Source organism: Nonlabens sp. Ci31 (assembly GCF_012974865.1).
Taxonomy (GTDB): Bacteria; Bacteroidota; Bacteroidia; order Flavobacteriales; family Flavobacteriaceae; genus Nonlabens.
In genome coordinates this window covers 2,560,821-2,574,576 of record NZ_CP043633.1, presented here as the reverse complement: position 1 = coordinate 2,574,576, position 13,756 = coordinate 2,560,821, and the positions used below count along the sequence as shown (strand labels likewise).

General features: G+C 37.5%; 13 protein-coding genes. 12 read left to right on the top strand and 1 reads right to left on the bottom strand.

The window, feature by feature from the left end; all coding sequences use genetic code 11:
• Positions 1-147: 147 nt before the first annotated feature.
• Positions 148-1,086 (bottom strand): hydrogen peroxide-inducible genes activator, encoded by a 939-nt coding sequence (locus F0365_RS11375; protein WP_169933793.1) that lies wholly within the window; start codon positions 1,084-1,086, stop codon positions 148-150.
• 163 nt (positions 1,087-1,249) lie between these two features.
• On the opposite strand from F0365_RS11375, the gene F0365_RS11370 reads away from it, so the two are divergent.
• The 12 genes from F0365_RS11370 to F0365_RS11315 all read left to right on the top strand — a co-directional run bounded on the left by F0365_RS11370 (position 1,250) and on the right by F0365_RS11315 (position 13,729).
• Positions 1,250-1,696: a c-type cytochrome gene (locus tag F0365_RS11370; protein WP_240961627.1), complete on the top strand. Its 447-nt coding sequence runs from the start codon at positions 1,250-1,252 to the stop codon at positions 1,694-1,696.
• A 69-nt stretch (positions 1,697-1,765) separates the two neighbouring features.
• Positions 1,766-2,266, top strand: coding sequence for a thiol peroxidase (gene tpx / locus F0365_RS11365; protein ID WP_169933792.1), 501 nt, complete (start codon positions 1,766-1,768; stop codon positions 2,264-2,266).
• On the top strand, positions 2,267-2,641 hold the full coding sequence (locus F0365_RS11360; RefSeq protein WP_240961623.1) for a diacylglycerol kinase: 375 nt from the start codon (positions 2,267-2,269) through the stop codon (positions 2,639-2,641).
• Positions 2,642-3,028: 387 nt separating this feature from the next.
• Positions 3,029-5,464 carry an FtsK/SpoIIIE family DNA translocase gene (locus F0365_RS11355; protein ID WP_169933791.1) on the top strand — a complete coding sequence of 812 codons (2,436 nt, stop codon included), beginning with the start codon at positions 3,029-3,031 and terminating at the stop codon, positions 5,462-5,464.
• Between the two features lie 9 nt (positions 5,465-5,473).
• Positions 5,474-6,118 (top strand): LolA family protein, encoded by a 645-nt coding sequence (locus F0365_RS11350; protein WP_169933790.1) that lies wholly within the window; start codon positions 5,474-5,476, stop codon positions 6,116-6,118.
• Positions 6,119-6,161: 43 nt separating this feature from the next.
• A complete protein-coding gene (locus F0365_RS11345; RefSeq protein WP_262889006.1) occupies positions 6,162-7,604 on the top strand; it encodes an LptF/LptG family permease in 1,443 nt (480 codons plus the stop codon).
• 31 nt (positions 7,605-7,635) lie between these two features.
• The gene (ribB, locus tag F0365_RS11340) at positions 7,636-8,784 is read left to right on the top strand and encodes a 3,4-dihydroxy-2-butanone-4-phosphate synthase (protein ID WP_169933789.1); all 1,149 of its coding nucleotides are present in this window, start codon (positions 7,636-7,638) and stop codon (positions 8,782-8,784) included.
• Between the two features lie 82 nt (positions 8,785-8,866).
• A complete protein-coding gene (gene murQ / locus F0365_RS11335; protein ID WP_169933788.1) occupies positions 8,867-9,682 on the top strand; it encodes an N-acetylmuramic acid 6-phosphate etherase in 816 nt (271 codons plus the stop codon).
• 2 nt (positions 9,683-9,684) lie between these two features.
• The gene (locus F0365_RS11330) at positions 9,685-9,918 is read left to right on the top strand and encodes a DUF6095 family protein (RefSeq protein WP_169933787.1); all 234 of its coding nucleotides are present in this window, start codon (positions 9,685-9,687) and stop codon (positions 9,916-9,918) included.
• Positions 9,918-10,688: a hypothetical protein gene (locus tag F0365_RS11325; protein WP_169933786.1), complete on the top strand. Its 771-nt coding sequence runs from the start codon at positions 9,918-9,920 to the stop codon at positions 10,686-10,688. Before F0365_RS11330 ends, F0365_RS11325 begins: the two co-directional genes overlap by 1 nt.
• Positions 10,689-10,845: 157 nt before the next feature.
• On the top strand, positions 10,846-12,549 hold the full coding sequence (locus F0365_RS11320) for an OstA-like protein (protein ID WP_240961612.1): 1,704 nt from the start codon (positions 10,846-10,848) through the stop codon (positions 12,547-12,549).
• Entirely contained in the window at positions 12,539-13,729 is a 1,191-nt protein-coding gene (locus F0365_RS11315; protein WP_169933785.1) for an aspartate aminotransferase family protein, read from the top strand. The genes F0365_RS11320 and F0365_RS11315 overlap by 11 nt, the downstream gene beginning before the upstream one ends.
• Positions 13,730-13,756: the final 27 nt, after the last annotated feature.

Sequence of the window (13,756 nt, the reverse complement as noted above, 5' to 3'; positions counted from 1 at the left end):
TTTCATATCCTTTTTTTAATGGTTATAGAATAACGCAGCTTATGAACTGTATATCATATCAGCGTACTTACCCCTCTTCTAACAGCTCCAGGTATCAGGTGTTTGCTTTATAGCCCAGTAACAGTCTTTTCAGACATCACTTGTAGATTACTTTCCCGCAAGCGGACTTATTATTTGTACATTTTGAAAAGCGATCGCTCCTTTTACAACTCCAGCAATAACATTTCTTAATGCCTCTATAATTTGCATTTTAAGTTCGCTTTTATGATAGATTAAACTCACTTCACGTGCTGGCGATGGGTCTTCAAAATACCTTAGGTTATCTTTCTTATGCTCTGGCAAGTCCATAGTGTTTAAATAAGGCAACAAAGTCATTCCAAGTCCTTCATCAGCTAGTTTTATAAGGGTTTCAAAACTACCGCTTTCTAACATAAAACGTTCTCTACCTGTATCTCTCGAACTTCGACACAAATTTAATATACTGTCTTTAAAGCAATGTCCGTCTTCCAAAAGAAGCAAATCATCCACATTGATATCTTCTACCTTAATTTTTGATTTAGGCTTACCTGATAACCTTGGATCATATGCTACAAAAGGCTCGTAGTACAACACCCGCTCTTTGATCATATCGTTTTTCAAAGGTGTAGCGGCAATCGCAGCATCTATACTTCCATCTTGAAGACTTTCCATAATATTTTCTGTTGTCAGTTCTTCAATACGTAATTTTACTTTAGGGTATTTATTTACAAAATTGGCCAAAAACATCGGCAATAAGGTAGGCATGACGGTAGGAATAACTCCTATCTTAAATTCTCCACCTATAAAACCTTTTTCCTGATCCACAATATCTTGAATGCGATCGCTTTCATTCACAATATTACGAGCCTGATTTACAATTTTTCTTCCTGTTTCTGTTAGCTCAATAGGCTTTTTACTTCTATCAAAAATTTGCACATCAAGCTCATCTTCCAGTTTTTGAATCTGCATACTAAGAGTAGGCTGCGTCACAAAAACCTTATCTGCTGCTTTGGTGAAATTTTGATATTGAGCAACTGCAAGAACGTATTTTAACTGTGTAATTGTCATGATAGATATTTTCTACAAAAATAAGACATGTCATTGGATTTATCTATTGCGATAAGCGAGTATTTCTTTTCTAAAATGAGGTTTGAGTATTATCTTGATTAGAGTTGGTTTGCTTTCGCGAAAGCGCTCTTACCACAGATAAACCTTATAAAATCAAATACTTATGTTTAACGAACTTTCTCGTTCCCTAGGTGTTATTTCTGGACTTATTCTCGCCATGATTGCAGTGATTTTTTGTGCTGCATTTTTAGTCGCACACGAGCAGCAACAATATGCTTTACAAGCTCCTGTTAAAACAATGGTCATCACTACAAAAGCAGTACTGACGGAACAGCAAGAATTAGGGAAATCCATTTTTAACACTAATTGCGCTTCTTGTCATAAAAGATATAAAAAAGCAGTAGGACCAGCATTACACAAAGTAACCGAGCGAAGAGAAATGCAATGGATCTACACCTGGATTTATGACAGTACAGCGATGATCCAATCTGGAGATGCACAAGCAGTAGCCATTTATAAGGAGTACAAGCAATCTAATATGAATGCGTTCCCTCAACTTTCAACCGAAGATGTAGATGCTATCTTATCATGGGTGGAGCTGCCTAAATAATTAACAAGACATTAAAAAAGCATCCTAAGGTTAATTGTAACTTTGGATGATACATTTAAAACCAACATCATGGCAACTATAACTATAGGAGGAAATGAAATCTCCACCAGCGGCACTCTTCCAGAAGTAGGAACTCCAGCACCTGACTTCAAATTAAAAAAGACAGATCTTTCTGAAGCTTCTTTAAAGGACTACAAAGGAAAACGTGTCATCCTGAATATCTTTCCTAGTATTGACACTGACGTTTGTGCGACATCAGTAAAGAACTTTAATACAAGAGCTACTCAACTTGATAATACAGCTGTTTTGTGTATTTCAAGAGATACTCCTTTTGCACAAAAACGTTTTGCGAGCGATGAAGAACTGGAAAATGTAGAAAACCTAAGTGATGTTATTGATGGTTCTTTTGGAGAAGATTACGGATTGACCATGACTTCTGGTCCACTTGCAGGCTTTCACTCTAGAGCAGTAGTTGTTCTTGATGAAGAAGGAAAAGTGATCTACAAAGAGCAAGTTGCAGAAATTGCAGATGAACCTAACTATCTAGAGGCTCTTAAAACACTTTTGTAATTGAGTTTTACTAAATTTTTAGCTGGCAGATGGAAAGCTATGGGATATGCTTTCAAAGGAGCCTTGATCCTTTTACGCACCGAAGCCAGCATTCAAGTACAAACCGCAATAGCTATTATTATGACTATTGCGGGTTTTTACTTTGAGATTACCGCGACAGAATGGATAGCACAAACCCTCTGTATAGGTCTTATTATGGGACTTGAAGGCATGAATACTACCGCAGAGGCTATTGCCGATTTTATACATCCTGATTTTCACAAAAAAATAGGTCACATTAAAGACATTGCTGCAGGCGCTGTTGTGATGACCGCTATCGCTTCTACCATTGTGGGGTTGATTATTTATGTTCCTTATATAAAGGCATTGTTTTAATAAAACAATAAAATCTTTTCTGCTGACCAAAAGCTTGAGGCATCTTATAAACCCGCGGTTAAAAGAGAAATCTCTTCATTTATTTAAATCGACTAAGAAATGATTTCATATACCTGCTGTTTTCTGAAATAGGTAATGTCTGCCTAGACTCACCATGAAATCTAAATGGCTCTCCAATAAACTTGAAACCAACTATTACCTATATTTATATACGGTACAGCCTAATTTTATAGCAGGACCCTACTGACAAAAAAAGTCTTTATTCTTAATTCTTTTAGCGCAATGATCTTGTATCTTCTTCCAATCACAACTCTGTTAACTAATAACTAACAACTACTAACTTCATTAACGTGCAATATTCTTATTTTTGCTCGTTCACTATAACACATGGCGCGTAAAAAAACTACATCTAAGAAAACTACTGCAAAAACCAAAGAACCATTCCAGGTACCTAGTTTAAAGCTTAATAGATTACAAGAAGTAATTATAGGAAGCGCGCTAATAGTAATCGGTTTGCTATTACTATTTTCTTTTATCTCTTATTTATTTACCGGAACGCAAGATCAAAGTGTGTTGCAGGCCCTAGGAGAGCGAACCACAGAAACTAAGAACTGGATCAGTCAGCTGGGCGCGTGGTTGGGACATGTTTTTATTTATAAAGGTTTTGGAATCCCAGCCTTTTCTATTGCTGTACTTACTATTATTTCAGGAATATTTTTATTTGCTAGTGGTGATAGTGCGTTCTCGCTTTCGCGAAAGCGAATTTCAAATCTATGGTTTTGGGGACTTTTATTGCTCGTGTGGACGTCTGTTTTCCTAGGCTTTTTCCATAATACCAACACCTTATTGGGTGGAAAAGTAGGATATGAACTGAATGACTTTCTACAAGATTATTTAGGATTACTAGGTGCCGTGCTTGTTATGACGTTCATTGCGATCGTTTACTTGGTATTGCGATTAAAATTAACTCCAGAACGCATCAGTGCTTATTTTTCTAAAAAAGCATCTGAAGTAAAAGAAGGCTTTGAACATATAGAAACTACAGACGAAGAAAGTGACTGGAAAAAAGCAACTGTAGAAGGGATCTCTGAAGAAAATGCTGTCACAGAGCAAGACCCTAAATCTTCCATAACTTTTTCAGGAAGCGGTATGGAAATCTCTATTCCAGAAGAAGAGGTTGCTTTAGAACCAGTTCTTAAAAAAACCGTTGCTCCAAAGGATGAGAACGATATTGGAATGGAAATCGAGCAAATAATCGATGAAGAAGAAATGATTGATAGTAAGGCCTCAAAACTAGTAGAGGACTTTGGCGAGTTTGACCCTACCTTAGAGTTGAGCAACTTTCAATTTCCGCCTGTTGATCTTTTAAAAGATTATACCAAAGGAAAGACCATTACGATTAATGAAGAAGAACTACAAGCAAATAAAGACCGTATTGTAGAAACACTTAAGAATTATAAAATTGGAATTGCAAAAATTAGTGCGACCGTTGGACCTACAGTAACCCTTTATGAAATCGTTCCAGAAGCAGGAATACGGATTTCAAAAATTAAAAATTTAGAAGATGACATTGCTTTATCTCTCGCCGCACTAGGGATACGTATCATCGCTCCTATTCCAGGAAAAGGAACTATTGGTATTGAGGTACCTAATAGCGATCCATCTATAGTATCCATGCGATCTGTTATTGCATCACCAAAGTTCCAAAATGCAGAAATGGAATTACCTATAGCTTTTGGAAAGACTATATCAAATGAAACTTTTGTTGTTGATCTCGCTAAAATGCCTCACCTGCTTATGGCTGGAGCAACAGGACAAGGAAAGTCTGTAGGTCTGAATGCGATTCTTACTTCCCTACTCTATTCTAAACATCCTGCCGAAGTTAAGTTTGTACTCGTGGATCCTAAAAAAGTAGAATTGACTTTATTCAACAAAATAGAAAGACATTATCTGGCCAAATTACCGGATAGTGAAGAGGCCATTATCACTGACAATTCTAAGGTTATCAATACCTTGAATAGTCTATGTATTGAAATGGATCAGCGTTATGATATTCTTAAAGATGCGATGTGCCGTAATATCAAAGAGTACAACACTAAATTTAAAGCGCGCAAATTGAATCCTGCAAACGGGCATAAGTTCTTGCCGTATATCGTGCTGGTCGTAGATGAGTTTGCAGACCTGATCATGACCGCTGGTAAAGAAGTAGAAACACCTATTGCCAGACTTGCGCAACTCGCACGTGCAATAGGTATTCACTTGATCATCGCCACGCAGCGACCATCTGTTAATGTAATTACAGGTATGATAAAGGCCAACTTCCCTGCTAGAATTTCTTTTAGAGTAATGCAAAAAGTAGATTCTCGCACGATTTTAGACAGCGGTGGTGCAGACCAATTGATAGGTCGTGGAGACATGTTGTATACCGCTGGAAATGAACTTATCAGGATTCAATGTGCTTTTGTGGACACTCCAGAAGTAGAAAAAATAACAGACTTTATAGGTGGGCAAAAAGCTTATCCTGATGCGTATTTACTTCCTGAGTATGTAGGCGAAGAAGGTGGCACAAGTATTGATAATAATATAGAGGAGAGAGACGCAAAATTCAAAGAAGCTGCAGAGATTATAGTCGTTGCACAACAAGGTAGCGCCTCGTTATTGCAGCGTAAATTGAAACTAGGCTACAATCGTGCTGGTCGAATAATCGATCAACTCGAAGCTGCTGGTATTGTGGGTGGTTTTGAAGGAAGTAAAGCGAGACAAGTTTTAATTCCAGATCTCGCGTCCCTCGAAGTATTTTTAAATGAAGAAAGCAACAATTAAAGTCACACAATGAAAAATTATATCCTATCTGTTTTTATGGTTTTCGCTTTCGCGAAAGCGGCAACAGCACAAGACACTCCAGCAGATAAATTACTTAACGAAGTAGCACAGAAATTCAAGTCCTACGACAACGTATCCTTTACCTATAAAGGTAATTTCAGGAACCCTAAAACGGGTACCGACATGGATGTGCAAGGTGATGCAACAATGGCTGGTCAAAAATACAATGTCAACTTTTTAGGAACCACTTACATCTTTGACGGTAAAAAGCAATATGCTGTTAACTCTGAAGATCAGCAGGTTACGATTTCTAAAGTGCGTACAGATGGGAATCAAATGATCACTCCTTCTAACATTCTTACTTTTTATGAGAAAGGATATACCAAAAAATGGGATATCATTCAAAACGAAGGCGGAAGAAAAATACAATTTGTAAAATTAACTCCTATTAAATCTAACTCTGAATACAAGAGTGTTTTATTAGGTATAGATGTAAATACAAAACATATCAATAAGGCGATTATCACAGAAAATTCTGGAACTGTAGCTACATTTACTTTGAAATCCTTAAAAACTAACGAGCCTTTACCTAAGAGCTCCTTTACATTTGATGCCAGTCAATATAAGAATTGGGTTATTCAAGAAATGAACTGATATCCATTGATCATGAATTACTTTAACACGCACTCGGTATAATTTGAAGATCTTAGATCGTTACATATTAACTCAATACATAAAGACGTTTTTAAGCGTCTTTATTGTATTAATGTTTATTCTTATTCTACAAGCGATATGGTTATACATTAAAGAGCTAGCAGGAAAAGACCTAGACGTGGTAACAATTGTAAAATTTCTTTACTACTCTACTCCAGTTGCCGTGCCTATCGCATTACCTTTAAGTGTTCTATTAACGGCAATTTTAGTTTTTGGAAGTATGGCAGAGAACTATGAGTTTGCTGCTATGAAATCAAATGGTATTTCTCTGCAAAGAGCCATGAGATCGCTTACTATTGTTATTTTGGGTATAGGAATTACTTCCTTTCTATTTGCCAATACCGTTATTCCTTGGGGGTATTTAAAACAAAGAAACTTGCGTGGTAATATTGCTAAGATGAAGCCTGCTATGGCGATAAGTGAGGGAACCTTTAATCAACTAGGCGATATCAACATTAAGGTAGCCGAAAAGTCTGGTGAAAACGGTGAATTCCTTAACGATGTCATCATACATAAAAAGAATTCTAGTAAAAACGGTAATTATACGGTTATAAAAAGCAAACGAGGTGAGTTAAAAAGTTCGCTAAAGTCTAACGTGATCCAGCTGGTTCTAGAAGAAGGCAATTACTATGAAGACTTATACCTGACGCAGCCAAGAAAAGCAAATAGTTCCCCATTTGTGAAGAGTTATTTTGACAGTTACACTCTAAATATTGATGTATCACAATTGAATAAAGTAGATCTCAGTGAAGAATCAGTCACTGATAATCATCGAATGCTTAAGATTAATGAACTCTACAATCGCATCGATACTTTTTCATTAGCACTCACGAACAATTACAAAATCTATAGAAACAACCAACATAATACATGGTCACCCAGTGCCTTAGATAAGAGAGTGGAGCTAGACAGCATAAAAGAGCCCCCTAAAGACCTATTGACTTCCCTGAAAATATTTGACCAGCGTAGAACTTTAGATGTGGCTATGTCAAAAATGCGCAGTCAGCGAGCCGCTGTTCAAAATCGAGTAGCCCAAATAAAAGGAGAGGAATCTAGGCTGGCAAAACACGAAATAGAGATTCATAAAAAATATGTTTTAGGAGTTGCTTGTGTCATCCTGTTTTTTATTGGTGCACCATTAGGAGCCATCATAAGAAAAGGTGGAATGGGATTACCTCTTGTGGTAGCTACTTTGTTTTTTCTAACCTATCACTTTATAGGTATTTTTGCTGAAAAAGCAGCTGCTGAAGGTGCTTTTCCCGCCTGGCTTGGAGCATGGATGAGCACGTTTATTATTTTCCCTATTGGGATTTACCTCACCTACAGAGCCACTACAGATCAAGGAATCTTTAATAATGAGTTCAGCTTTGCCCAGCTGTTTGCAAAGTTTAAAAAACACCCAAAATCTCCTAGCGCAACGGCTTAATCCTTATCTTTGTAACAAAGAATTAAGGTTTATGATTACCGAAGAAAAAACTTCAAAAGCCATACAATTGGATCGTATTGAAGATGCTATAGAAGACATTAGAAATGGAAAAATCATCATCGTGGTAGATGATGAAAATAGGGAGAACGAAGGTGATTTTCTAGCCAGTGCGAGATCTGTCACCCCAGAAATGATCAACTTTATGGCTACTTATGGTCGTGGTTTGATTTGTGCTCCTCTTACACAATCGAGATGTAAAGAATTAGAACTTGCCATGATGGTCACTAATAATTCTGACCCTATGGAAACAGCCTTTACTGTTTCTGTAGATTTAAGAGGTCATGGAGTAACTACTGGAATAAGTGCTAGTGATAGAGCAAAAACCATACAAGCCATCATTAATAAAGACACACAACCTCATGACTTAAGTAAACCTGGTCATATATTTCCATTAAGAGCAAAAGATGGTGGTGTGTTGAGAAGAACTGGTCACACAGAAGCTGCTATTGACTTTGCAAGACTTGCTGGTCATGAACCTGCAGGAGTCATTGTGGAGATCATGAATGAAAATGGGACTATGGCCCGACTTCCTCAACTTGTAGAAGTAGCAAGACAACACAATCTAAAACTGGTATCTATTGAAGATCTAGTAGCTTACCGTATGAAGCACGATAGTCTTATCGTTAAGAAAGAAGATTTTATGTTAAAGACGCGTTTTGGAAAATACCGACTGCGCGCCTATCAACAAACCACTAATAATCAGATTCATATTGCTTTGACTTTGGGCGATTGGAAAGAAGAAGAATCCGTACTTACCCGAATGAATTCTACGCAAGTAAATAACGATCTCTTTTCTACCCTAACCAGCGATGCAGACCGTAAAATAGATGCGATGTTTGATCTTTTAAACAAAGAGGGAAAAGGGGCTATAGTTTTTATCAATCAGCAATTTGAACCAGAGAATATGTTAGGCAGGTTAGAAGAGCTTAAAGGCCTTCAAGAAAATGGAGTTGTCAAAGCACCAAGGCGTAATTTAGACAACAAAGACTACGGCATAGGAGCTCAAATCCTTCATGATCTGGAGATCAGCAAACTCAAGTTGATGACTAATTCTGAGCAGAGCAAGCGCATAGGGATTATAGGTTATGGACTCGAGATTGTAGATACTGTTTCTTATTAGACTATTATTCATTCCGCTTTTTGGTTTTGTAAAAAAAAAGTTGAGACTACACAAGTTGTTGTAGCTAAGTGAAACTATTCTTATGACATTTAAAAAAATTACAGAACAAGATTCTCATTACAATGATCTGGAAAAGATGAGTACCAGAGAACTGTTACAAAGCATGAACAGGGAAGATCAAACTGTGGCGACCGCAGTGGAAAAAGTGATTCCTAAAATAGAAGCTTTAATACCTATTATTGTCCAGAAAATGGCTACTGGCGGCAGACTTTTTTATATAGGCGCAGGGACCAGTGGTCGTCTAGGAATATTAGATGCTAGTGAATGTCCTCCTACTTTTGGCGTAAGTGATGATAAAATTATAGGTCTTATAGCTGGCGGTGATCTAGCGATAAGAAAGGCTGTGGAAAATGCTGAAGACGATTCTGAACAAGCTTTTAAAGATCTACAAAACTTTCACATCGATCGAAATGATGTGGTCATAGGTATCGCGGCTAGCGGCACCACCCCTTACGTTATAGGTGGATTAGAGCATTGCAATACGATTGGTATCACTACGGCATGTATTACGTGCAATGAAGGAAGCCCGTTAGATAAGGCAGCCTCCTTTCCTATTGCTGTTACTGTAGGTCCAGAATTTGTAACTGGCAGTAGTAGAATGAAAGCTGGAACAGCTCAAAAAATGGTTCTCAACATGATCAGTACCAGCGTCATGATACAATTAGGTCATGTGAAAGGTAATAAAATGGTCGATATGCAGTTAAGTAATAACAAGCTCGTAGATCGCGGAACACGTATGATAATGGAAGCGACTGGAGTTGAATATGAGTTAGCACGTCAATTATTACTCGATCACGGTAGTGTAAGAAATGCTATTGCTCAACAAGGACTTTGTTAACTATGGAACAAACATCAACTGACAGAGAAGTTCTCGTAAGAGGAGTTAAACGACTTGGGATAAGTGTTTTATTTATTTTTGCTGGCCCTATTCTTATTTATATAGGAGCTGGATCAGAGCATCCCATTATATTTTTAATACCTGGAATAGCATTTGCCATCCTAGCGGTAGTTTTTATTTTTCAAGGAATCAATTTGATTTTAGATTCCATGTTCAAATCTAATAAAACCAGATAATGTACAAGCCTCTATTACTACTTCTCTTCCTAGCAATCGCAGGATGTAGAACGTCAACTGACAAAAAAGAGGTGCCTGAACCAACCAGTTCAAGTACTGCTTTTACCATAGAAGATACCGTTAAAAACCCTAGTGACATCACTGGCGCTATTAATATCATGGGATATTTTGTCGAGCCCTTATTTGCAGGGGTACTAAAAGAAGATGGACGTTTTAAAATCGAACTGCCTACGGATTTTGATCAAATAACAAAAAAAGCTTTTGAAGCTTATAACACTTCTCCTATTGCAGCTTATGAACTCAACTACACCAATGCATTAGAAAGTTTTCCTAACGCTGACATTTTATCATTTACGGGAAAAGAAGCAAAACTGGCTTTTGCTGGTAAATATTACAGATTTGAAGTTATTGGCACTAATGAAAATGACTATATCTATCCTGCTTCTAGTCAAAATTTTGTGAATTATGTAATAGGAACAAAAGATGCGGTAGCAGAAACTGGTCATCATTATTATTACATCTATGCAAAAGATCCTTTTTCTATTAAAGGTGAATCAGAAACTAAACATCTTTTTGAAGATGGTACTGATGAAATCTATTTAAAGACAGATTCCTACAACCTTAAAATTAAAGAAGGCTGGAATTTGATCCGTTACGAGATCAACAAATTAAGTGAAAGTTCTTTAGGAACGCGAAGCATTTCAAAATCTTCCGTTTTCAATGAAAACATAAACACCATGCCAGACACTTGGTTTATGGGTAATTACTAAAAGTTATCGAACTTTTGCAAGTCTTGAACTAAAAGAATTATATTTTTATAGCGACTTGGATTTACTTAGGTAAAAAACCGAACTCTATAATGCTCCTATAAAAGCCGCCTCATTTCTGATCAGGTGTTGTAATTTTGAACTCAGAAAAAAAACCTATTTGAAAAATTTAATTTGGCTTCTTATTTTATGTAATGTCCACCTTTGTATAGGTCAGACACAAGCAAACGATTCCTTGATAAAGGTAACTGGAGGAGGCTTTAGTCAAATAAATGAAGCGCTTTTCCCTGGAGCAGTTGTTTATGCTGGAAATGGCAACAATCAAGTATATGTACAACATAAAGGCATTGAAATGTGGTGCGATAGAGCTGTTTTTTATCGGAAAGATAATTTTATAAGGATCTTTGATAATGTGCGTATGAATCAAGGCGATTCTATAAGAATGAGTTCTAAATATGCAGAGTATAACGGTAAGACGCAGTTTGCTTTTGCCAGTGGCAATGTAGATATGAAAAACCCTGGCACTACTTTAAAAACAGACAGCTTATTTTTTGATCGTGCCAAACAACAGGCGTATTACCGAAGCGGTGGAACAGTAAAAGACACTGCAAGTACTTTAAAAAGCAGGATAGGCCGTTATTTTATTGCAGAGAAAAGATATCAATTTCTCGAAAATGTAAAGGTGACCAATCCAGAATATACTATTGATAGTGATCACCTTAATTTTTATACAGAAACTGGTCACACGTATATGTATGGACCATCTACCATAAAAGGAGAAACCAGTACCGTTTATTGCGAACGAGGTTTTTACGATACCAGAGCAGATGAAGGTTATTTTATTAAAAACTCTAGAATAGATTACAACAATCGTACGCTAACTGGAGACAGTTTGTACTTTAATAGGGGAAGATCATTTGCCAGTGCTACTAACCATATAGTGGTGACCGACACCATAAATAAGTCCGTTATAAAAGGACATTATGCCGAGGTTTATCGGGCAAAGGATTCTGTTTTTATCACCAAGAGAGCTGTTGCTATTTCTATTCAAGATCAAGACAGTCTTTATATACATGCCGATAAATTGATGGTCACTGGCCCTGAAGACGATAGAATTGTAAGAGGGTTTTATGATGTGCGACTGTTTAAAAGTGATTTGAGCGGTAGGTGTGACTCGATTATCACCAGACAAAGTACCGGACTTACTAAGATGATTACTCAACCTGTTTTATGGAGCGGTAAAAGTCAGATGACAGGAGACAGCATACATATTCAAAGCAATACTCAAACGGAGAAACTCGATAGCTTGCACGTATTCTTCAACGCTTTTATTATCGATCAAGATAGTAGCGGTGGTTTTAACCAAATTAAAGGAAAAGAACTCATTGGAAAGTTTAATGACTCTAGTGAACTTGAGGTCGTTCACATCAATAAAAATGTAGAGAATCTTATTTATTCTCGTAATGAAAAACAGCAACTCATAGGAATTAATAAAGGAACTAGTGGTAGAATGGTGATCCTCTTTGAAGATAAGGAGATGAGCGTTATTACTAATTTTGACAATCCTGACGATATCACCTATCCTCCAGATGAGCTGCCCGAAAATGCGCGTAGCTTAAGAGGCTTTATTTGGCGCGGAGAAGAAATGATCGCAACAAAGGAAGACCTTTTTAAAGGACAACCAGCCCCAGTACTCGTTCCTATTCAAGGGATCCCTTTACCCAAACTAGAAGAAGACTTTTTCAAACAAGACAAAAAGTTAGAAATCAACGAGAATTCCAGGTTAAAAGAAAAGGATCTAAAAACAAGAGCTACAGACACACCTGATCGCATTAGAAAAAAGAAAGCAGAAAATGAAGGATGATTTTTACCATTATCAGGCACAGACAACTCCTTTTGCTCCTGGAATAGAAATAGATCATGCAAAAGGAAATTATATTTATGACAAACAAGGTCACAAATACTTAGATATGGTAGCAGGTGTTAGTGCCCTGCCACTAGGTCACTGCCATCCAGTCATCACAGAAGCGATAAAAAAACAGGTCGACACTTATATGCACGTCATGGTATATGGAGAATTTTCTCAAGAACCGGCGGTGCAATTGTGCAAGAAAATCGCATCTCTACTTCCCGCCCCATTAGAAACCACTTATCTTGTCAACAGCGGCACTGAAGCTGTTGAAGCTTCCATAAAACTGGCTCGCAGTGTGACGGGACGTTCTCAGATTATCGCGATGAAAAAAGCCTATCACGGGAACACGATGGGTTCCCTAAGTCTTATGGATTATGAAGAACGTAAAGCTCCTTATAGACCCCTACTACCAGACATTACTCATATCAACTTCAACTGTCTACAAGACCTGAAGTTGATTACTACAAATACCGCGGCAGTCATCATAGAAAGTATTCAAGGTGGCGCTGGATTTAAGATTCCAAGCAACATTTGGATGCAGGAGTTGAGTAAACGTTGTAAAGAAACGGGCGCTTTACTCCTTATAGATGAGATCCAACCTGGTATAGGTCGCACGGGAAGTATGTTTTACTTCATGCAACACCATATCGTTCCAGACATGGTCATCACAGGTAAAGGGCTCGCTGGCGGTCTTCCTATAGGGGCTTTGACTACCAGCAGGGCACACATGTCTTATTTCAAGCAATCGCCTATGTTGGGCCATATAACCACTTTTGGAGGGCATCCAGTCATTGCAGCAGCAGCACTTGCCACGCTTACAGAAATAGAAGGTGGCACTTATATGGAAGAGATGCGTGATAAGGAATCTCGCTTTCGCGAAAGCTTGCAACACAAAAACATCTTAGAGGTAAGAGGTAAAGGTCTTATGCTTATTGCCTTACTCCCAGACGATAAATTCACTACTCAAATAGTGGATGAATGCCGAAACAGAGGTGTCATCTTCTTTTTATTACTCTATGAAAAGCGAGCTATCAGAATGACTCCACCTTATACCATTACCAATTCTGAAATTGATTTTGCCTGTAGAATACTACTAGAGGTAACCGAAGAGTTTTATGCCCATCATTCTTAAAACAATCTGTTTATAAGTTGTTGACAA